The organism is Halorientalis persicus, from assembly GCF_900110215.1.
GTDB lineage: Archaea > Halobacteriota > Halobacteria > Halobacteriales > Haloarculaceae > Halorientalis > Halorientalis persica.
On sequence record NZ_FOCX01000030.1, the window covers coordinates 1 to 22853 of the forward strand.

At 54.1% G+C, this 22853-nt stretch carries 12 protein-coding genes; 9 read left to right on the forward strand and 3 right to left on the reverse strand.

Going from position 1 to position 22853, the window contains the following annotated elements:
* The 3 genes from BMX17_RS20540 to BMX17_RS20555 form a co-directional block, all read left to right on the forward strand.
* Positions 1-297: transposase (locus BMX17_RS20540; RefSeq protein WP_139203624.1), on the forward strand; the 297-nt coding region annotated here is incomplete at its 5' end.
* Positions 298-999: 702 nt separating this feature from the next.
* Positions 1000-3339 carry an McrB family protein gene (locus BMX17_RS20550; protein WP_092663639.1) on the forward strand — a complete coding sequence of 780 codons (2340 nt, stop codon included), beginning with the start codon at positions 1000-1002 and terminating at the stop codon, positions 3337-3339.
* On the forward strand, positions 3336-4538 hold the full coding sequence (locus tag BMX17_RS20555; RefSeq protein WP_092663641.1) for an McrC family protein: 1203 nt from the start codon (positions 3336-3338) through the stop codon (positions 4536-4538). The genes BMX17_RS20550 and BMX17_RS20555 overlap by 4 nt, the downstream gene beginning before the upstream one ends.
* 160 nt (positions 4539-4698) lie before the next feature.
* On the opposite strand, the gene BMX17_RS20560 is transcribed toward BMX17_RS20555, so the two are convergent.
* Entirely contained in the window at positions 4699-5616 is a 918-nt protein-coding gene (locus tag BMX17_RS20560; protein WP_092663643.1) for a hypothetical protein, read from the reverse strand.
* Positions 5617-5744: 128 nt separating this feature from the next.
* Between BMX17_RS20560 and BMX17_RS20565 the strand changes: the two genes are divergently transcribed.
* From BMX17_RS20565 to BMX17_RS20585, 4 genes are all read left to right on the forward strand, one after another.
* Entirely contained in the window at positions 5745-8414 is a 2670-nt protein-coding gene (locus tag BMX17_RS20565) for a DUF1156 domain-containing protein (RefSeq protein ID WP_092663645.1), read from the forward strand.
* Between the two features lie 200 nt (positions 8415-8614).
* Positions 8615-11851, forward strand: a complete 3237-nt coding sequence (locus BMX17_RS20575; RefSeq protein ID WP_170845500.1) for a DUF499 domain-containing protein — start codon at positions 8615-8617, stop codon at positions 11849-11851.
* Between the two features lie 39 nt (positions 11852-11890).
* Entirely contained in the window at positions 11891-14524 is a 2634-nt protein-coding gene (locus BMX17_RS20580) for a DUF1156 domain-containing protein (protein WP_092663649.1), read from the forward strand.
* Positions 14525-14559: 35 nt separating this feature from the next.
* A complete protein-coding gene (locus BMX17_RS20585; RefSeq protein ID WP_092663651.1) occupies positions 14560-14955 on the forward strand; it encodes a DUF8076 family protein in 396 nt (131 codons plus the stop codon).
* A 14-nt stretch (positions 14956-14969) separates the two neighbouring features.
* On the opposite strand, the gene BMX17_RS20590 is transcribed toward BMX17_RS20585, so the two are convergent.
* Together BMX17_RS20590 and BMX17_RS20595 are read right to left on the reverse strand one after the other, a co-directional pair.
* Positions 14970-16769 carry a hypothetical protein gene (locus BMX17_RS20590; protein ID WP_092663653.1) on the reverse strand — a complete coding sequence of 600 codons (1800 nt, stop codon included), beginning with the start codon at positions 16767-16769 and terminating at the stop codon, positions 14970-14972.
* Complete coding sequence (locus BMX17_RS20595; RefSeq protein WP_092663655.1) at positions 16762-17994, reverse strand: AAA family ATPase; 1233 nt, start codon at positions 17992-17994, stop codon at positions 16762-16764. The genes BMX17_RS20590 and BMX17_RS20595 overlap by 8 nt, the downstream gene beginning before the upstream one ends.
* Before the next feature lie 118 nt (positions 17995-18112).
* Here BMX17_RS20595 and BMX17_RS20600 point away from each other — a divergent pair, with 118 nt between their 5' ends.
* Complete coding sequence (locus BMX17_RS20600; protein ID WP_092663657.1) at positions 18113-19972, forward strand: DUF4143 domain-containing protein; 1860 nt, start codon at positions 18113-18115, stop codon at positions 19970-19972.
* Positions 19973-20086: 114 nt separating this feature from the next.
* Entirely contained in the window at positions 20087-22765 is a 2679-nt protein-coding gene (locus tag BMX17_RS20605) for a DUF1156 domain-containing protein (RefSeq protein WP_092663659.1), read from the forward strand.
* Positions 22766-22853: the final 88 nt, after the last annotated feature.

The following is a 22853-nucleotide window of genomic DNA, read 5'->3' on the forward strand; positions in this document are numbered from 1 at the left end:
GACCTTCGAAGCCTGGCCGCTGACAAAGGCTATGATGACATGAGCTTCCGCGAGGAGCTCCGAAACGCCGGGATTCGTCCGCTGATCAAGCACCGTGTCTTCGCTCCTTACGATCACGCACACAACGCGCGAATAGACGACGAGCTCTATGGTCAGCGATCACAGACCGAGTCCGTCAACTCCTCAATCAAGCGCTCGCACGGCTCCGCCGTCCGAGCGCGTGACTGGTTCCGCCAGTTCCGGGAAATAACGCTCATAGCCGGCGTTTACAACGTGGAGCAGGCAATTGAACGCTGAAACGCCGAAATTCGCCGGATTCAATTGAGCCTTTCTCACGCATGACAGCGCCCAGTTTATCAAGTAACAGTGGCTCGATCGCCGTCTGTTCTCCCTCACCAGTATAAATGATCACTATCTCCACACGCCTGCCATCAAACCACTCAGAGAGCACGTGGTAGTAGACACTCAGTTGTTTGCAGTACTCCGGCTCTGCCTGCCGGGTACGATCCGTCTTGTAGTCGATAATCTCCGCCGTGTCGACCGTTACGTGAACAAGCCCCGCGATCCCTAAGATCATGACCCACTCGCCGTCTCGACCTCTAGCGGCAAGACGACGGGGCTCTTGTCGTACTCTCGTAGGAGACATTTCCAGAGCACGTCGTAGCGCCATTAGTGATACACGTGTGAATGGGCATAGTCGTCGATCTCAGTGTACAGTTTCCACTGGCGAAGGCTGACGGTATCCTGATAGCAGATGGTGGGACTGTGTCCGGACGACAGCGGAAATCGACCGACATTCATGTCCGCGAGGATCACAATGGGATACTCCAAGCCCTTTGAAGCGAGGATGCTCTGAACAGTGACTGTGCCCTCGCCAGAGTTGGTGTAATAGAGGAGAGTGAAATACGATATCAATATGAAGGGGAGTGTCTGCTGTTGTGAATTGAGCGCTCTCAACTGGGACAAGGTTATTTTGCCCGTTCTGTTAATACCGAGGATATGGTTAATGTGGTTTCAGTAGGGGAATTCGATCTTGACGAAGGGGCCCTCCACGCGGCTGCCGATACGTACCTCGATTTCAAAACAGCTGATGCGGACCAGGGGAATTGGAATCGAGAGGTACTGAATAGCGGCCATTCGTGGCTCAATCAACGGGACCTGACTGCGGACACGGTATCGGAATACACATCGGAACTGAGAGAAGCAACGGGAGATGATCACCCAATTCTGTCCGAGGAAGACTTCGATAACCTGGAGGAGAAGGTAGCTGACGACGCTGGAAATTTCGTCGAGGACCTGGTAGCGCTATTCGAAGATGAGAGTTCACTCGAAGATCGCATCGAGCGATTCAGGACGAATCAAGATATAGATCTCCCGGTCATTAGTGCTCTCTTGACGACTTCCGACCCCGACCAATATGTACTATACGACGAGGAAGGCTTTGAGACGCTCATTCGTTACTTCACTGGGTTGCACGGTCCCGATCTCGGCGATCTCTCTGTCGGGAAAAGATACGAGCTCTATCGGGACTACTGTTCAACAATCCAGACGGACGTTTTGAGCGAGAAACTCGCTGACGCCACGCTCCAAGACGCTCAAGAGTTCGTAGGTACTGTAACGCACTCGGCGGAATGTAGATACAACTTCATTCTCAGATACCTCTTCAGACACACTAGCCGGTTAGAGGAATTCAAGGACGAAACCTCTGTGTTCCTCGACGAAATTCGCACGCTACCACAGGCATTTCTCAGAGAACAGCTTGAGGCGTACGAAGGACGCCAGAAAATAGCCAAAATCCGGTACGATGTGCTCGATGCCATCCTTGACGATGCATCCGTAGATATCGACGAAATCGCCGCACAAGAGAATGCAAACCACGAGAAGAACATCATGAACTCGTGGGACGACTATAAGATCCTCGCTCAGATTTATTACAACTATGCCAAAGACCGTGTAGAGGCGTATATCGAGGATTTGCTCGATTATCTACGAAACGAAATAGACGCTGACCAACTGTCTACTCACTACGTCACCTACCAGGGCGCAACCAACATCCCGAGTACTTGCTCGTGGGCTGTTCTGTATCCGAGCGTTCTCGGAGATCACAAATCGGCATATCAACTGTACATCTATTTCTATCCCAACGAGATTGAATACGGGATCGATAACGGGAGCGACGTCCCTCGAAAGGAATACGATGACGAGTCGTTCGAGTCTGAAGACGAAATATCGATCCAGAGCGTGGTCGAAGCGTACAGAGAACGGTTGGACACGTTCTGGAGGTGGAACGAAGAACTGATCGAAGAACCGGACTCCGCCGAGTACGACGAGTTACTGTGGTTCGAGACCGTCGAAAAACATCTTCAGCGCAAGAAACAGATCGTTTTCCACGGCCCGCCAGGAACCGGGAAGACCTATGGAGCGCTCAACTTCGCCAAGTGGTGGATAGACCGGGGGCTGGACGAGCAAGACCACTTCGACGACGCTGTCGAGGACCGCCTTCGGATGGTAACGTTCCATCCGACGTTTTCGTATGAAGACTTCATCGAGGGGATAACGGCGAAAACCCGTGACGGCGACCTCGTGTACGAACCCGAGGCTGGCGTGTTCAAGGAGATGGCTGAGGACGCCGTCGAGGCCTACGAAGACGCCGACTCGAAAGCAGATGCCCCCAGATACATCCTCATCATCGACGAAGTGAACCGGGGAAACATCCCGAAGATCTTCGGTGAGACGATCACCCTCATCGAGAACGACAAGCGACTCGGCGAGCCGAACGAGATGAGAGATGAGCTGCCACATTCAGAGGACCGGCTCGTAGTGCCCCCGAACCTCTACATCATCGGGACGATGAACACGGCCGATCGGTCAATCGCCCTCGTCGATGCCGCGATACGTCGGCGATTCCGGTTTCGACACTTCCCGCCGAACTACGAAGTTCTCTACGACGAGCTTGGCTTCGATGGTGAACAGGACGTCAAAACCAAGGCGTCAGTCGAAGAGGGAGAAGACCTCGGTGCTCTCTCCATCCTCGCACTCAGTGCTATCAACGAACGTATCCGGGACAGTGGGAACCTCGGGAAAGGCAAACAGGTTGGTCACTCCTACCTCATCGGTGGGACCACGGACGAGCGTCTCGTAGAGTCCTGGAAGAACGAGATACTCCCTCTGCTCGATGAGTACTACTTTGGAGACATGGAGCGGCTCAAAGAGCACATATTCGATGGCGGGGGTGAGAGCCTATTCAACTGGAAGGAACAGCGGATCGCCGATTTCGATTCCGACGCTCTCCGTGCTGCGCTTTCCGAACTCGTTGGCGAGGATGGTGAAGTGGAGTGACAACGACTGACCTGATAGAACTGTCCGAGTACGACGAATCAGACCCAATCGACCTGTCCGATGACGATATCGAGATGATCGAATCACAGGTCGATGGATTACGAGTGGAGTACAGACGAGGCAAACAGGTCGTACTGCACACGGATCATCGAGTCGGAGTCGTTGCCCTCCCCGATGGACCCACTATTGAGATACAACCGAAAATCGGAGAGCCGAACCTAGTCACGCTGCTACGATACGCAAACGGGACAGAACCAACCCACCTCTCACACGAAACGGAACTCGAAAGCGGGACGAATTTTGTGGACACGGTAGCAGCCCTGTTTCTCGAAGAACTAGAAGCAGTTCTGTCTCAGGGCCTTAGGAGAGAGTACGTCGATGTAGAAGGAACAGAAGAGTATCTCCGGGGCAGATTGAACGTCCAGAGACAGCTTGCAGGAGGTCCCGGTAAGACGGATTTCGAGTGCGATTACGACGAATTCACCTACGATACCACGCTAAACCAGACGATTCTCTGCGTTGCGAACACGCTGTCGTCGCTGGTGGATAGCACCGAGATCGCTGGCGAATTACGCGAATACGAATCGCGGCTCAGACGACGAGTGACGCTCCGCGAAGTTTCGATCGAGGAAGCCGAACGGATCGAACTGACTCGCCTTACTGATTACTATGAGAAGGTTCTGGCCTTGTCTCGCCTCGTGCTGAAACACATCTACATCGAAGACATCGTCGCCGGTGAGGGTGCATCGTACTCCCTGTTGATCGGAATGAATGACGTGTTCGAAAAGGTAGTGGAGAGATCAGCACGAGAAACCGTGGACGAACGAGATGGCTGGAGCGTAGAAGGGCAGGCTCGAACCGACAATCTACTCAGAGGAAATCCGTCGATTCGTATGCGACCTGATTTCGTAGTCAAACGCCACGGTGAGCCAGTATTGGTCGGGGACGCCAAGTGGAAGACCAAAGTCAAGAATAACGACGTCTATCAGGTCGTAGCGTACCAGACAGCCTATGATGCGCCGGGTGTGCTGGTCTATCCAGACAACGATGGTGCTGTCGAGAATGACTACTCCGTGAAGAACGGGTATAGTTTAGCGATGTTGGAGCTACCGACCGGGGTGAATACTACAGATGTTGGTGAATTCGGTCGAGAAATCGCTGAGCGATTTTTCGCTTTTCTCTCCCGGACCCTGGGTTGATAACACGGAGAGAGGAGTCGTGAGCTCTGGAACCGGATTCCCTTTTGATCGGAGTTGTAGCCGCGGGCCTCATGAGCTTCTGACTGGAGCTTTGTTGAGGAGAGTCAAACCAAATTAGGAATCCTATCGTGTGTAGCAGGGATCTGATCTTGGATCGATCTCAGAGTGAATCTCGGACTAAATCGTCGAACTCAATCAGTATCTGCTCAGGAACAAACTGTTCGAAGGCTACCCACCCGTCCGGAAATCCAATTGTTACTCGCGGATGTAGCGGTTCGCCGTGTTCCATCGAGCGGACGTCAGTCGGGACGGTGACGAGTCCCGATGCCGCGTTGAGTTCCGTGTCACCACGCTGGAGAAGGTCCTCGACAATCGCGTCAGTGCGAACGTCGGTTACGGTCCCAGCTTCTGGGTCCTTTGACCGGACCTCAATCTCTCGCGAACTGTCTCGTGGGTTCGTATTCCTCAACCGAAGCGTCGAATATCCATCAACACAGGCGTCTTCGAACCGTCCACGGAATCCGGTGTCGAGAAACGAAATTCGGGTTGCGTCATCCAGGCCAAGATAACTTAGCACTGCCTGGAGGGTTGCGTCAGCGGTACCGTCGTCGGAAGCCCGAACGGCGAGGAGCTGGGTCCTCGGTTTGAACGTCGCGACCGTCGTCGGTCGGGTTTCCTTCGAGATCGTCAGTTGGGTCTGTGACCCAGTGTCGGGGACGTTGCAGACAACGTAGATACGGTCGTGGTCTCTGATGGCTGTCTGGACTTCGGGTCCATACGCACCTGGAGAACCTACGTCACCGACTTGGCCAGTCGCTCCGTCCGGTGAAACCTGGCGCAGACCATCGATCTTGTAGTAGTAGACTGTCTGGTCACCTGCAAAGCGGAGCTGTGACGCCGCCCGTCGGAGTTCGATCTGGGAGAGTTCGTCGAGTGTGTCGGCGAAACTCCTGTCGTCGACATCGATGGGGATATCAGCCGCTTGAAGGACGCGACGACGGGCAGCCTGCGAGGGGAGATCTCGAATGAGTTCTTGTGGTGACGCGTCGTTTTGCGTCGGATCAATTGGTAAATCCACGTAGTGCGAACACCTGTCCGTGAGCAATAGTCCTCAGTTGATGAAATAGGTATTTCGGAGAGGAACTTTGAGACGGCAGTTACGTATTTTTATATGGCTCCTGCGGAAAGCCTTCGTAAGGCTGACTCATGTCTGAGCAGGAACAATCTAAGCGGTCGGAGGGTCGTCCTGAGCTTCCTATTGAGCGTGGCTTCCCGATTGAGCGAGTAAACGAGATCGCTGAGAAGGAGGGCCGAGCAAAACAATGGTATCGCCCTGTCTATACGATGCACAAGTGGTGGGCTCGGAGGCCAGGATGTCTTTTCCGTGCGATTACGCTCTATTCGCTCCTTGACGAAAACACGACTCTTGACGATGTTGAGGTATACGAGCCTGGCGAAAACAAGACGCTGGGCAGTAATGGACTAAGTAAAGAAGATCTCATTAATGCTATTGGCGATGTCTCGATGGATGATCCTGAATCGCTGTGGGATTTCTATCCGAAAGACATCCGTATCAAGAATAAGAAAATCCTCGATCCGTTTATGGGTGGTGGGACTTCGCTTGTAGAAGCCTCCCGATTCGGCGTTGACTCCGTCGGTGTAGACCTAAATCCAGTTGCGTGGTTCGTTACCAAGAAGGAACTTGATGCTGGCCAGACCGATGTGGCAGAGTTAGAAGCGGCATTTGAGGAGGTTAAAGAAGATGTCGCTGACGATATTCTCCAATACTACCAAACTCCTTGTCCGAATGGCGACCACGACGCCGATGTTATGTACAACTTCTGGGTAATGGAGCTTGATTGTGTTTCCTGTGGTCACACAGTTCCACTCTTTAAGGACTACCGTGTGGCGAAGGGGCGCTTTGAGAACGATGATAAATATAATGTTCTCTGTCCAGACTGTGGTACGGTTACGCTCGTTGAGGATTGGCAGGAAGAGAGCGAATGTAATGAATGCGGTAATGAATGGAATCCAAAAGAGGGGAACGTGACTCGGGGTGGCTATTATAATTGTCCAGACTGTGGACAGAAGGAGTCTATCATCGACGGTATTGCGGATCAAGGAAAACCAGATACTCGGCTTTATGCTGTTGAATATTACTGTGAGGATTGTGATCAGCAGGGCCGAAGAAAGAGCGAACACAAAGGGTATAAAAAGGCTGGAGCCGCCGACAAAGCGATCTTCGAAGAAGCAAAACGAGAGTGGGAGACACGAACCGATCTTCACGAATATGTTCCAGATGAAGCAATCCCTGAAGGAGCTATTACAGCAGCCTCCTCAATTAGTGGAAACGATGTATTCCGATATGGCTATGAAAGGTGGGAAGAAATGTTTAATGAACGTCAACTTCTTAGCTTTTCGAAGCTGCTAAAACGGATTTCAACTCTCCAAAGCCAAGCAGCTCAAGAGTACCTTCTGCTCGCATTTACAGACGCTCTTCGGACAAACACTATGATGGTCTCATATGACACAGCGTACAACAAAATAGGTGATTTCTTCCGCACAAATACATTTGACCCTGCAACCTATCCTGTTGAGAACAACGTTTGGGGCACTAAATTTGGCCGTGGCACGTTCACATCCAGTTGGGATATGGTCAAGAGGGGGGTTGAGTACGCAAACGCACCAACTGATCGCTACGTCAACAATGGCGAAAGTGTTGAAACAGATGAATTCGCCCAACCAATTGGCCTAAATTCGGAGGTATATCAGGACGATATGCGAAATATCACCGCTGAAGACGAGTTTGACGCTGTAATAACTGATCCACCATATTATGATAATATCATCTATTCCGAGGTTGCTGATTACTTCTACGTTTGGCAAAAAATCCTACTTGAAGAAGAATACCCCGGCTTTGACCTCGACAAGACGCCACGAGCAGAATCTATCGTCACAAACCCCTACCTCGACAAGACTGCAGAGGACTTCGAGCATGAGATGGGTCAAGCACTAGAGGTTATCAACCGAGCACTCAAAGATGATGGAACACTCGCGTTCACGTATCATCATAGTGACGAAGAATCCTGGGGTGAACTCCTTGAATCACTCTGTAACAATGATTTCGAAGTGACGGCGACTTACCCAATCAATTCGGACTTGATGAAATTCATTGGTGGCGAAGCCGTCTCGTTCGACATTGTTATTGTAGCCCGGCCGACCGAGGAACGGACACCAATCAGTTGGCGTCGTCTCCGTATTGAAATTCTCAATCGTCTTGAGGAGATCCAAGAGAGCCTTGAGGAACACCGGGATCTTTCTGAAGGTGACATCGGTGTCGTTGAGATGGGTGCTTGCTTCTCGGAATACTCCAAACATCACGGAGAGGTCCGCCGAAGTGGTGACATCATGACTGCCAAGGAAGCTGTCCAGGAAATTTACGGGATCATCCAAGACAACGCCCTCGGCGAGCAGGACATCTTCCTGGCGTTACAACGGAATCGTTCGCCTAGCTATAACGACTTCAACAAACTTCTCCGGCGGAGTGAGGCCTCAGAAGAAGAGATGCGTGAGAAGGCCCTCTTCCGGATGGAGGGTAACGACTTCATCATCGGCGACTGGAGGGATCAAAAGCGTCAGGCCTACGTCCAAGATAAGGTCACCGGCGAGAATGGTGATCTGACTGTCTTAGACAAAGCTCACTTCCTGCGTTACCGTTACGAAGAGGACAAATCGACCAAGGAGTACTTAGAGCGCTGGAATACCGACGATCTTCAGGAACTCTGTGAGGGTCTCGCCGAGGCGACGGGAGACGAGACATATCTGAATATGCTTGGTGTCCACAACACCAATTGGGACGAATTCACCGACGAGTAGATCTTTAGTAGAGTTCCTTTCTTCGCCGGCTGAGTCACTAGTTCGAGTTCCAACACCCACCCGCAGTGAAGTGAAAAACATTACCTTGTGTTTAATACTCTAAAAGCCAATTCCGAACTACCTAAACAGAAATAATAGAACCTGAGAGGATCTTACGATACATACTTTAATAAGATGGTCGGCCATCGTGTCGGGTATACATGAGCGCGGAAGGAACTCTCGATACCACAATCGACGACGTGCTGACGCTCAGTCCAGAGCTCACCGAGGGGGATAGCCTCATCAAGGGTCAGATCCGCCTCTATGATGTCGACAGCGAGGCCGATACGCTGGAATCCGACGCAGAGCGATTCTTCAACCGGACGCTGCTGACCGGTGGGCTGGAGGACTCCCTGAAGCGACTCCGAGACACTCGTCGGGGCGAGGACAACAACCGCCTCCACGAGATGTACGGTCCGTACGGGACCGGGAAGTCCCACCAGATGGTCGCGCTGTACCACTGCTTCAACTCGCCCGACGTGGTGGGCGACTGGGCTGATGGTCGTATCGAGGGGCTTGGAGAAGCGCTCCCTGACGACGCGCTCCCGGTCGTCGTCTCCCTCCAGAAGGAGCAGTACGAGTACCTCTGGGAGCCACTGTTCGAACAGCTGGATTACGAACCGGATGAGGAAGAGTACGACGAGGAGGGTGGCTACCCGAGCATCGACGTCATCCAGGACGCGGTCGGCGATCGTACCGTCGCGTTCTTCATGGACGAACTCGAGGACTGGTTCGGCTCGCTCAGCGGTCGCCGGAAAGACGCGAACCGCGGGTTCCTGCAAGCGCTCTTCGAGACGACGTCCCGTCCCAACACGGAGCTGTTCGCATTCGTCTCCGTGCTTCGTGAGGGGTCTGACGTCCACGATATCCTGTCTCGCGAGCCCGAGCGTGTGCAGGTTAATATGTCCAACCAGGTCGACATTCGGGACGTTCTCCGTCACCGTCTCGTCGACTCTATCCACGACCGCTCGGCGATGCGCACGCTCGTCGACCAGTACATCGAAGCCTACGCGGACACTGATTATGTCGACCTTCCGGATGGCCTCCGGGAGGAGATGTACGACACCTACCCGTTCCACCCGATCCTCATCGATTCGCTGAAAACCCGCTACTTCGCGGAGACTGAGTCGGGGGCGACTCGGGGGATGCTGTATCTGTTCGCGAAGGTACTCGTCGATCAGTACCAAGATACTGACCTTCTCACGCACGGTGAGGTTGACGCCGTCGAGTACAACGACGAACTCACCCGCATCAACGTCGAACACTCCCGCCCCGACCGGTGTTACGACGACATCCGGGAACGCCTCGCCGACGCCGATATCACCTACGGCCGACCCATCCTCAGCACTGTTCTCATCTACTCGCTCACGCCGGGGCTCGCTGAGGGCGCGACCACCTCCGACATCGTTATCGGGACCTACCACGCCGGCGACCGCATCAACGACATCATCGTCGACCTCGAACGTCTCCAAGGCGAAGTCTACCACCTCTGGCGCTCCGACGACCGCTACGTTATCCGTGAGGATGAGAACCCGCGCTCGCTCGTAAAGAACGCCGCTCGAGACGTCGACGATGAAGACGCGATCGAGCTCGTTGGTGACACCGTCGAAACGCTATTCGGTTCGGGTGCACACGCGGTCGGCTTCAACGTCGACGGCGAACTCGAGAACGTCCCTGATAGTCAGAACATCAAAACCGTCGTGAAAAACGGGCCCTGGGATGCTGACAGCGTTGGTGAGATCATCAAGAATCAGCCTGCCGGTCGACAGTGGCGGAACACGCTCGTGTTCGTCCAGCCCAAGAACGGCAAGACCATCTCGCCCACCTCGCAGCAGGAGAAGTTCCTCGGGAAGGCCAAGGAGGTCATCGGCGCAGAGATCCGCAAGGCGGACGAGAACCTTGCAGAGGAGATTCGTGAAGAGATCGCAAAGCTCCACGATGAGTACGAAGACGACCTCCTCGAACGCTTGGAGAGCGCCTACGGGGAAATCATCGACGGCGACGACCTCCTCAACGAGTTCGACTACGCGGCCGAGATGTCGCTGGAGAACTTTGTCGCCACCGAACCCGTTCTGAACGCCAGCAACATCGCCGCAGCAGCGGAGGCAGATCCCTTCGACCTCCAGCGTCACGTCTGGGACATCGTCCGCGATCGCCTCGACAACCGCTCCGAGACGACCATCGACGATATCTACGAGCAGTTCCTGATGGACCCGACGTATCCCATTCCGGGGAGCGCGCAGGCGGTCGTCAACGCCGTCGAAGATGGGCTCGGAGACAAGCCGATCCTCGCCCACGATGGTAGCGGGTTCAAGGACGAACTCCGCGGGCTGAATCAGGACACGGTGCTCGTTCTGGAGAGCGACGTCGAGAAGTGGTCGACTGAGGAGGTCGAATCCGAACTTCGGGGGCGCTTCGGCGCCGGAACGAAGGAAGTCGACCTGGGATCGTTCGAACTCGATCTTCGCCAGCGGACCGACGTGTGGATTCACGACCAAGACCCGGAAGACGCCGTCAAGATGGCTGCCGGGCGGCTGGCAAACGAGGATCACTACGTCCTCGTCAGCGGCAGTGAAATCCTCGACAAAGTTCGCTCTGACGCGACGCTCCGAGACGTCTCGGACGCTGAGACGCTCGGAGCAAACGAGATTCGTGACCGTATCGAGGAGACGGTTGATGCCGCCGGCGAAGCCGATACCAGTCAGGTTCTTACGACCATCCGGAATGACGCTGAGGTCTACCTCCCGCAAGACGATACCGAGTCCGCATTCCGAAGCGCGGTAAGTGCGCTCCTGGCGGATGGATACAAGCTCAAAACTGGAGGCGACTACGTCAGTACCCTCGGTGATCGTGACCCCACGTCCGTCGTCCTCGCGCCGATGGTTCCCGAGGACATTGGCGACCGGATTCTGAACTATATTGGCGACCTCGATGAGGAAGCCACCTTCCAGGTACAGTCGATTCAGAGTGAATGCGCTGCGGGACAGCCCGAGGCGGCGGTCAAACACTTCCTGCTCGCAAACCTCGGAATGGAGGACCCACACTACGTTGTCGGCGCGACTGGCTCAGAGGATCCTGCAGACTGGTTCCCCGGCGCTGGGTTCCGCATCCCGCCGGAGGAGGGCTGGACCTTCGAATACCAAGGCGACAGTCCGGCAGAGATGCGCCAGGAGTGGAACGAATCACACGAATCTGGCTCCGTCTCGTACGGCTCGATTTCATTCAATACCGATGGTGAGGGCGCAGTGCCTGGCGGTCTCCAAGGGGTCGCTGAGTTCCAACAGGCCCATACGGATCTGCAACTCGAACTCGGACAATCTCACGAGATCGTCGCCGACATTCTGGAGAACATCCCTGAGTCTGCCACAAGCATCGACATCACCATCCAGTTCGAATGACGCGCAGCTTCAAATACGAAGACGGAACCACCAGCTATCATGTCTGACCCGGACGCGAACTCGCGGGATACGCTCCCTATCGAGCGGGGGTTCCCCATCGAGCAGGTGAACGACCTTGCTGACCGCGAGGGCCGCGCTAAGATGTACTACCGACCGCTGTCCACGATGCACAAGTGGTGGGCTAGACGGCTCGGGAGCGTGTTCAGGGCGATCTCGCTGTACTCGTTAGTTGACGATCCTAGTGCTGTCGAAATCCATAATGCAGACCAGGAAAATCTGAACCTTTCCGATTTCGGCGACGGCGATACAGAAGACACCACCACTGAGGACCTCGCTCAACTCATCGAGTCGGTCAGTCTCACCGAGCCCGACGCGCTCTGGGAGCTGTATCCGAAAGACGTTCGCGTTGACGGGAAGACCGTCCTTGACCCGTTCATGGGCGGTGGGACGAGCCTCATGGAGGCCATCCGATTCGGGGCGGCCGTAACCGGTGTCGACTTGAATCCTGTCGCGTGGTTCATCTCAAAAAAGAGCCTTGAAGCTCACGAGGTCGATGCCGACGAGCTGCAACAGGCCTTCGACGATGTTCGAGCAACCGTCGCAGACGAACTCCAGTCTCACTATGAGACTACCTGTCCTCACGACGAGAACCACGTTGCTGACGTCGTGTATGCGCTCTGGGTACGGAAGCTAGACTGCACTTCCTGTGGCGAGACGGTTCCACTGTTCAAAGATTACCGCGTCGCCAACGGTCGCTACGAGGACGACGACAAATACAACGTCTACTGCCCGGATTGTGAATCCGTTTTTCTAACTGACGACTACCAAACCGAGTCCGTTTGTATGGAATGTGGCTACGAGTACATCCCGGCGAACGGTCCAGTCTCTCGAGGCGGTAACTACGGATGCCCGTCGTGCGGTCTGCAGTATCCAATCGTCGATGCGATCGCCGACGGACAGTCATACGCCGAGGACCTCTACGCGATCGAATACTACTGTACGGAGTGTGAGGACGAAGGCAAGGATCGAGCGACGTTCAAGGGCTTCACTGCGGCAACTGACAAAGACCGGACTCAGTTCGATCGTGCTAGCGAGGAGTGGCACTCTGCAGAGGAGTTAGATGCGTATATCCCTCAGAGTGAAATCCCTGAAGGTGCGATCACGGCAGCGTCCGGTATAAATGGAAACGATGTCTTCCGCCACGGCTACGAGACGTGGTCGGACATGTTCAACGATCGCCAGATCTACTGTCTTTCGACGCTGCTCTCTGCCATCGATGACGTCGAAGATCAGACCGTCAAGGAGTATCTCCTCCTCGCTTTCAGCGACTCTCTGATGTTCCAGAATAACTTCGCTCTCTACAATATCTCCGGGACGAAAATAGAGGGGATCTTCAGACAGAACTCCTACCAACCCCAGGTCGAATATGCGGAAAACAACGTCTGGGGAACGAGAGCTGGGCGAGGCACGTTCAAGAATACGTGGGAGAAAATCGTCAACGGCGTCGAGTTCGCCCATCAGCCCACGGAGCGGTACCTCGAAGATGGAGAACTCAAACAGACGGATTCGTTTGAGAACCCGGTCGGTGGCGAATACACACTCCACCAGGGCGATGTCCGGGACGTTGAGCTTGAATCGGAGTATGACGCCATCATCACTGATCCCCCGTACTACGACAACGTCGTCTATTCGGAGGTCTCAGACTTCTTCTACGTCTGGCAACGGCTGCTTCTCTCGGATGAATACTCCTGCTTTACCCCCGAAACGACGCCTCGCGAAGAGAGCATCGTCTCGAACCCGGCTATCGACAAGGACGGAGCTACCTTCGAGAGGGAGCTCAAGCAATCGTTCTCCCGGATGCGGGACGTGCTGAAGGACGACGGCGTACTCACGTTCACGTATCGGCACAGTGGAATCGAGTCCTGGGGGGCGCTCCTCGAGTCTCTGTGCGACGAAGGATTTGACGTGACTGCGACGTATCCGATCTCGGCCAATCTCAGCGAGTTCGTAATGGGCGACGAACTCTCCTTCAGCGTGATCGTGGTCGCACGACCGATGACGGATCGCGACCCGATCAGCTGGGCTGCGCTTCGACGACAGATGTACAGGACCGCGCAGCGAACGGAGGAGGAGATTCAGGAGGGACAAACCATCTCCGAAGGCGATATCAGCGTCGTCAAACTCGGACGGTGTTTCCGAGAATATTCCAAACACCACGGCAAGGTCCATCGTGAGGGATCCGTTATGTCCGCGACTGACGTTGTCGCCGGGATGTACGACATCATCGCTGGTGATGATGGTGTCTCCCCCGACGAAATCTACCTGAGCCTCTTGTCGATGGGAGAGCCCACGTTTAACGATGTGAACCGTTTGTGTCGGGGAACTGGAGTCAGCCCAAAGGACCTCCAGGAACGGGCGTTTTTCGACACCACAGATGGCTTCACGTTATTGCGGTGGCACGATGAGCAGCGGATGGCTTACCTCCAAGCGAAAGCCCCTGACGAACTCTCTGCTCTCGAACGGGTACAGCTCCTCCGATACGCTGCTGATGAGGAGACCAAACCCAGGGAAGAGAGCCGCGAATTGGAGGTCACAGGAGAAATGATGGACGTAGCATCCGAACTTGCGGACATCACTGGGGACGAGACGTTCCGTCAGATCCTCAGAGACTAACGTATTTCACACTCCTGTGAGACGTTCGTGATGACATGAGTGATATCGACGCAGTGGCGGGCATGTACAACATCATCGTGAGTGGTGAGCGAGAGTCCGCCGAGTATCGAGTTCCTGTCGAGGAGTTCGTGACGAAGCTCAAGAACCGAGATCTCCCCGACGAGATCTGCGTAGCAGGTCTCGAAGAAGTCCTTACCGAAGATGAGGACCTCCGCGATCAGCTGGTTTCTGCGATGCGGCAAGAGATGGATTATCTCAACAGCCAGCGCCCGTTACCAGCGATTCAGTTCGTCGTCGACGGTGATATCCAAGGTGCCGGTGACTCGTTCGACGTAGAGATCGATGATGAGTTCCACTCCTTGGAGCCAATTTTTGGTCGGCAAATCAAGAAACGGGATTCCGGATGGCTCGTTGCGCCGTTTCGCGTGTAGCACCCGTCATCGATTCACATCAGGGGGAATGGGCCTTCTGTGCTTACCGAGGTGCCCTCTTGGTCCGATCTGAGGAAGTGTAGGGTCACAGTCCCGTGGTCGTCGTTCCCGTCAGGATCGTATATCGGGATACACGTCGTCTCGTGTTGCGGGTATTTTGGATGGTCTTCCTCATCGCTCTTTGTGCACGCCTCTTTGATTCGGGACTTCGTCCACTGCCCCTGATTTTCTAGTTCCGGTTTGTTTGGTCCGTAGGACGCGAATGCAATCGCCGCGATGACCCGGTCAGCGAACGTAGCGGGATTGCTGATGCTGAAGGGGCCGTTCGTATCGTGAACCTCCGAGAGGGCGTCCTCTGAGACACCACTAAGGCTGAGGTGTGCATCGGCAGTCGCCTCGAAAACGTGGAGTTCAGGATACGTAATCGCGAGCGTCTCCAAGATGTACTTTCGGATGACCTCCTCGTAGTCCTCGCAAGTGAAGTCTCCGTCAGGTGAGACGACCTCTATTTCTGCCCCAGTGTGTTGTACGGGAAGTCGAACATTGCGATACTGCGGGCAGAGGAAAGCCATCCGGTCAGTCTCCGTGAGATAGGCGTACGCGAACATCCTCGACCGGGATGCAGACTCGTTAGCTGGATTCTTGCCCGCTTGATAGTACTTGGAGTCTAGCACGGCGAGCGTTTGGTCTCCGTCTGTGAGGAGGTGATCAGGTTGGTGGCGAGCTTCAGAGTTCCCAGCGAAGGGATAAATCGGCGGCTCAGGCTTGCATTTGACCTCCGATAGCTGATCCAGGTAGTCAATCTGGCGTAGGGATTCCACTTTTCGGTTAAGGACCCGATTGGAGTAATCCTGGAACAATTTATTCATGCTCAGCGCATAGTCGACGAGGAGTTCCTCCGGGCCACCCCCAGCCTGGCCGAGCAACGTCGACGAAAGAATCGATTGACTAGTGTGGAACGCTCGACGGTAGTAATGACGTTGTCGAGGGAGATCCCGGAGGGAGAGGCGACGATATCCCCCGATTTCCTTCTGACTACTCTGGATACCCAGCTCCTCCATTCGTTCAACCTCCTGATGAACCATGGAGAGGAGCACATCCTGACGAGGGTGCTGATGGCCGTTCTGATCCTGCTGGAGCAGCCTGAGGAGCAGCTTTCCAGCCATATGAACTGCCGAATTCACAGGGTTAGCGTACTCGACCTGTGTTTCGATCCAGGTCGGAGCCGGATTCCCCGTTGCGTGATTCATCAGCGTCTGCTCGACGTCGATTGAACCTAGTCCTTCGAACCCGTCCCGGCGACGAATATTGAGATCCCGAATGAATCCCTCACGGCGGATCGTTCGGACACCATGAACGTAGTTGATCGCCAGGATGGCGATAATGCGAGCGGATTCAACGCCGCTTGACACCAGCTCGTCGAGCGGTACTCCGTAATGAGACTGCGTCCTGTCGATGTCGTAGACCGTAAGGAGCATCTGAATGACGTGCTCCCAGTCGACCTTGGGTTCGACCTGGACGCTCATCCCCGGGACGAGCCTCACAATTCCGACGACGTCTGAGGGCTCGACGTGGAGTGTGTCATCCACGAGACGTACTGAAAGGACTTGTAGCGCATCCGACTCGGAATTTCGTCCGGATCGAGTCCGTAGTCGGGGGCGCTTCTTGACAAATTTGCTCCCCTCGCGAACGAAGTTCGCCGCCCGAAGTTCGTTATTGATCGTATCCGGATCGCAGTCCTCGATGATGAGCTTTCGATTCTCCTGGACGGAGCAGAGGGAGGTACCGTAGTCGTAGCGGACAGCGTTACTCATAGGCGCTGACGCCCATCTCGCGTTCCTCAGCCTCCGCCTGCTGGTTCGCGAGGTCCATAGCGGGGCTAAGGTCGAACGCTTCGAACTGATTGTCGAGCGTCTCGTAGTGACTCGCGAGGCGATTGATCTGGGGCAGTGCCGCCGTGTTCAGGATGCGAGGCGCAATGTACGTGGCGAAGGCCTGCCCGACTGCGACATCTTCCTCACCTCTGTACTGACCGCCGTCTCCACAGGCGTGCTTGAGGAACTGGGTGACGTCCTCGTAGTGCATCGGCCCGAACTCCATAATTCCGTCCTCACCGCTGGTAGTTGTTCCCTCGTTGATCCCCTGATGGTGGCTCTCGAAGAGTTCCTGAAGCTTGTCGCGGTCAATATCCACATCGGAGCCGAGTTCTCCGATCCAGCGGTCGAACAGGGAGGCCCGCTCCTCGTCACCGTAGCGGCTGAGTTCTATCATCGCGAAGCGACGAGTGATCGCATTGTCGAGTTCGTTCACTGTCCGGTCCGACATATTCATCGTACAGATGATCTTGACGTTGTCGTTGAGCGTGAGCGGATCCCCGTCGTCATTGCGGAAGATAACCTGATCTTCGTCCTCGATAGCGGTGTACAGTGGCCCGAATACCTGGGAGATGTCTGCCCGGGTGATTTCGTCGATAATGACGCCCCAATTGTCCTGATACTCGTTTGCTTTCTGGATGCCCTGTGAGACGCAGCCTGCTCGCCGATGATACTCAATCTCGCCGTCTTTCGTCTCCGGCTGGATACTGCCGGTAATGTCCGCAGGAGTCCATGTTGGCGTCGCGGTGTGGATGGAGTAGTCGATGCACGCCTCCAGTGCGAGCTGCTTTGCGAAATAGGTCTTTCCGGTGCCGGTCGGACCGTAGAGAACGATTGGCTTCCCGACTTCGATAGCGGTGAGGGCGTTTTTCTTGACTGTCTCCGGGACGAGTGTCTCGCCCAGATTGTAATTCCGTTGGGCGACGGTCTGTTTGACCTCGAACGGGGTGACATTTGAGGTTAGAAGGGCCTGTCGAACCTCGTCACGATTTCCAGAGACGCGCCTGTCGATTTCCGCGTCTTCGACGAGATATCGTAATGCGTCTGGGCTAGAGGTGCGGTTTATAAAGTCAGTCGCAGACGCGCTCGAATTTACGATGAACCCTCTGAATTCCTCTGCCTCCTCGCGGTCGTAGTCCTCGAATTTCGGCGTCCCGCTACTCATTAATTGGGAAATATCGGGGGGCTACCATAAAACAACGTGTATAGATGGAAGAACGTGAGCTAGGGGGATACAAAGAAACATACCTATGTAGATTAATTGTGGAATTGAGACAGATTCCATGGCATTCGACTCGGAGTCATTCTCTTCTGGGCACACCCTCATTCAGCGGCTTGAGGAATACAATCCGTGGTGGGAGCGCGGTCAAGAGGCGAGTCTGACTGGCGACTATTCATCGCTCCAGGACATCTTCTACCAAATATACGACGAGCTGCATCAGCACCAACGGCGGTTGATTCCCATAACCGGCCCTGACGGGGCGGGAAAAACCGCCCTCCTCGAGCAACTGGCCTCTGCGCATATTGACCCGGATTTCGTAGAGAAGTTCGTTCGAGATGCAGACAGGCGTGAACAGGCTCAAGAGCACCTCGTATCCCCATCGAGCGTGCTGTATATCCCCCTTCGCGATGATCCGGTCTTCCAACTTCAGCCGGAAGCCCAACTCCGGGCAGCCGTGGATCACTTCGAGACGCACGTCCTGGGGCACTCCCAGTCATCCCCGCACTACATCCTGTTAGATGATCTCCATACGGTTGAGCGCCCAAACAAACGCGGGAATCAAGATGTCGGTCGCTGGGAGCGCCTCCTTACAGACTTGATCGCCGAACACGATGACCGCCGGATCGTGTTCACGGCGCTTTCGAGAGGTGTCGTACGGGAGCGATTCGAGGAGACCGACCTTGCAGAAGTGAATGAAGGGATCCGCGGCGAGACGCGTGAGCTGTATCCCATGGACTTCGCCGATTTCCTCAAGATGCGATACCGTGACATCGAACTCGCACCAGCGGCCGAGCGGTTCGATGAGGGCGCGATTCGAAAGGCGTTACTGGAGGCTGTCGAGGCGGGAGACGCTAACCGATTCGTAGCCGAGGTCGAAGCCCAAAATAGCGACGCAATTGCTGACCCGTCGACGGTCCGCCGGGAGATCGCGAATTACTGTACGAGCGGGGGGATGCTGACGCTCAGAATCGCCGGTGACGGCGTCTCGATTGACGAGGAGCGATTTGTCGACGTGCTCCGTGGACGGGACGATGTCGACCTCGAAGCTCACCAACGGGAGCTACTCGACGACTTCAGAGACGATCTCCTCCATGCAGCGACGAGCCTTGGAGGGGTAAAGGACGCGCTCGGCTTGGAGCGGTTTTGTGGCCTCGCTGCTCACGAACACCCGACCGGGGACGTGCGCTTCGACGAGCTGACCGAGGTGCTCGATGTCGACCGCCGGACTCTCCGAGATAAGTATCTCAGCGCCCTCTCACGACTCCACTTGCTATCGGCAGCACAGGAATACGACAATCAGCGACCACGGAAGCTCCGATTTTACCTGCGGGATCCGGGAATCACGAACGCGTTCTGTCGGAACGATCTCAATGACGTCCTCCGGCGTGAGCCCGGCTTGGACGAGGCGCTGGCCAAGGCGGTCGCGTTCGATCACACGGTCCGGCTGTCCAGCACCCTCAACCATCCCCACGATCCGAAGCGTGGAGTAGTCAAGTTCTGGGCGGGATCAAAGGGTGCAGTCGACTTCGTGCCCAAAGTTCGCGGTACTCCCATTCCGATACTGTGGTCTCACAACCGGGCTCTGGACGAACTCCAGATGAGTCAAGACACACCTGATTTCGATGCATTACAGGAGTTCCTCGAGAGCAATGCCTACGAGAGCGAACGAGACCGAGTCGATGAGCAGATGTATAGTCCGGTGACGGACACCTTCACCGAGCAGAGGCGAGCATACGTAGAGCAAGACGGGTACGGAGGTGAGCTCAGTGATGACGAGAAAGCTGCGTTCGACGCCGAACCAGCATTCGGGATTGTGCTTACAAATGCACGGTCAGCGCTGGATGGTGGGGTCACCGTGAATACGGACGGCTCGAAGCCGATCATCCAAGTTCCACTTTGGACGTATCTTCGGCTATCGTAGCGAGGATTAGCAATACGCGAAGCGGAATACGTCGCTGATGAGGTTCTATCACTTCGGAATGCGTGCGTTCGAGTAGCTTTATGTGGCTCTCTTGTTTTCGGGTACATATCTACGATGTCTCAGGAACAGCAAGGGCCAGACTCGAGTGAGCGGACGGAGCTTCCGATTGAGCGGGGATTTCCTATTGAGCGAGTGAACGAGATCGCATCTAAAGAAACGACCGGGGGTGCACGGGAATATTATCGCCCCATCTATTGTATGCATAAGTGGTGGGCCCGCCGAGCAGGGTCAGTTTTCCGCGCTATCTGTCTGTATACGTTGTTAGATGAAGAGACGGAGTTCGATGTTCGGGATCCTGGTGCGAACGGAAACCTCGACATGTTCACTGAAAGTGACGACATTCGGGAATCCATCAGAGAGATCGATCTCTCGAATCCTGAGGCCATATGGGACCTCTACTCCAAGGACGTTCGAGTAAGTGATAAGAAGGTTCTTGACCCGTTCATGGGTGGTGGGACATCACTCGGTGAAGCCTCCCGGTTTGGGGTTGAGTCTACTGGCTACGACATCAACCCAGTAGCGTGGTTTATTAGTAAAAAGGAGATGGAGGCCCACAAGACCGATCCTGAAGTACTCGAAGACGCATTTCAGGAAATCAAAGATTCTGTCGAGAGCGAAATCAAGCAGTACTACAAAACGTCGTGTCCGAACGGTGACCACGAGACCGACGTTATGTATTATTTTTGGGTGAAAGAGATCGATTGCGTCTCCTGCGATGAAACCGTCTCGCTTTTTGAGGATTACCGAGTGGGGAGGGGCCGGTACGAGAACAAAGGGAAGTACAATGTCTACTGTCCAGAGTGTAACCGAGTCACACTCGTCGATGATTGGCAAAATGAGTGTGAATGTAATCACTGTAATTACGAATTCGTCCCCAAAGATGGAAACGTAACTCGAGGTGGGAACTACACCTGTCCGGATTGTGGTCAAAAATACGGCATTAGAGATGCAATTCATGAGCAGGATGGTGTCAGACAACGTCTATATGCAATTGAATATTACTGCTCTACCTGTGATAGTAAGTCGAATATTGAAAAAGCAAAAATAAAAGGGTATAAATCTGCCAGCAGTGAAGATAAATCTCTCTTTCATGAAGCTGAAAAAGAATGGCAAACTCGAGAGGATCTGCACAGATATATTCCCGATACGGAAATTCCGGACGGGTGGTATACTTCCTCTACGAAGTTTGAAGGCTCAGCACCGGGAGCACATGATATCAAAAAATTCGGATATGAAATGTGGTCAGATATGTATAATGAACGGCAGCTTCTCTCGCTAAGCAAAATACTGAAAGAAATAGATGGAATTGAGGAACAAAATATCAAAGAATATCTTCTCTTGGCTTTGACAGGTTGTCTCAACCGGAACAATATGATGGTTGGTTATAATTATGTCCATAATGGAGCAACAAATATATTCAAATCAAATTCATTCGATCCACCTCAGAGACCACTAGAAAACAACGTATGGGGCCTAAAACACGGGACTGGACCGTTCTACCGCAAGTTCGAATTAATAAAAAGAGCAGTCGAATATGCGCACTCACCGACTGATCGATATATCGAAGACGGCGAAACCATCGAAACACCTGGATTTGACAAATCCCTCGGCGAAGACACGACCGTAATCTGTGACGACTTGCGGAACATCAATGAAGAGAATGAGTATGACGCGGTAATTACTGATCCCCCATATTATGACAACGTCCTATACTCGGAGCTATCAGACTTCTTTTACGTGTGGCAGAAGATACTGCTGGAAGACGAATACGACTGTTTCGGCCCGGATATGACCCCAAGATCCGAGATCGTTGCCAATCCCGCTCAAGACAAAGGGGCTCAAGAGTTCGAAACAGAGCTGCGGGAAGCCTTTGATGTCGTTCATTCGGCACTAAAGGAAGATGGAGTTCTGACATTCACTTATCATCACAGCGATTCCGAGTCGTGGGGCGAACTGCTCGAAGCACTCTGCGATTCCGGGTTCGTGGTTACCGCAACATATCCAGTCACAGCTGATCTTCAGAAGCTCACAAAGGGCGAAGCAGTCTCATTTGACATCATCGTTGTAGCACGACCTGCAACAGATCGAGAACCGATCAGTTGGAACACGCTTAGGCGCAATATCGCACGTACAGCCCAAATTACGCGGGAGCAGCTCGAGACAGAGCGAGATCTATCTGAAGGCGATATCGGTGTCGTAGAGATGGGAGAATGCTTCTCGGAATATTCGAAACACCACGGTGAAGTTCGAAAGGAGCGAGAGATCATGTCTGCAAAAGAAGTTGTCGACGAAATCTATGGCATTATTCAGGGGGAGACTGATCTCGGAGAGGTCGACGTTTTCCTGGATCTTCTTAGTGAGCGAAATCCCACTTATAACGATCTGAATAAACTCTGTCGAGGGACCAATGCGATCCCAGATGAACTCAGAGATATGCACTTGTACTCAATGGACGGTAACGATCTCATCTTAGGTACTTGGGATAATGAAAAGCGTCAGGCATACGTTCAAAATAAGGTTCAGGAAGGTAATGATGATCTCACTAATCTAGATAAAGCTCACTTCTTACGCTACCGATACGAACAGGGCAAATCAACCAGTGAATATCTCGAACGGTGGGATAGCGATGAACTCACCGACCTCTGCGAGGGGCTGGCTGAAGCAACCGGCGACGAAACGTATCTACGAATGATTGGTGTCGATACTTCGCTGGCGGAGTTCACGAATAGCTGATCGAGGTATTGGAACTCGGCGGGGGCAGGAATGTGACACTGAATACGATTTCCCCATATTTCGCACCCTCTCTACGTACTGGCTGAAT

Excerpts from the sequence above, each read along its gene's own strand:
- BMX17_RS20575 (WP_170845500.1), top strand. The coding sequence starts at position 8,615 with ATGAGCGCGGAAGGAACTCTCGATACCACAATCGACGACGTGCTGACG.
- BMX17_RS20585 (WP_092663651.1), top strand. The coding sequence starts at position 14,560 with ATGAGTGATATCGACGCAGTGGCGGGCATGTACAACATCATCGTGAGT.
- BMX17_RS20580 (WP_092663649.1), top strand. The coding sequence starts at position 11,891 with ATGTCTGACCCGGACGCGAACTCGCGGGATACGCTCCCTATCGAGCGG.
- BMX17_RS20605 (WP_092663659.1), top strand. The coding sequence starts at position 20,087 with ATGTCTCAGGAACAGCAAGGGCCAGACTCGAGTGAGCGGACGGAGCTT.
- BMX17_RS20595 (WP_092663655.1), bottom strand. The coding sequence starts at position 17,994 with ATGAGTAGCGGGACGCCGAAATTCGAGGACTACGACCGCGAGGAGGCA.
- BMX17_RS20565 (WP_092663645.1), top strand. The coding sequence starts at position 5,745 with ATGTCTGAGCAGGAACAATCTAAGCGGTCGGAGGGTCGTCCTGAGCTT.
- BMX17_RS20600 (WP_092663657.1), top strand. The coding sequence starts at position 18,113 with ATGGCATTCGACTCGGAGTCATTCTCTTCTGGGCACACCCTCATTCAG.
- BMX17_RS20550 (WP_092663639.1), top strand. The coding sequence starts at position 1,000 with ATGGTTAATGTGGTTTCAGTAGGGGAATTCGATCTTGACGAAGGGGCC.
- BMX17_RS20590 (WP_092663653.1), bottom strand. The coding sequence starts at position 16,769 with ATGAGTAACGCTGTCCGCTACGACTACGGTACCTCCCTCTGCTCCGTC.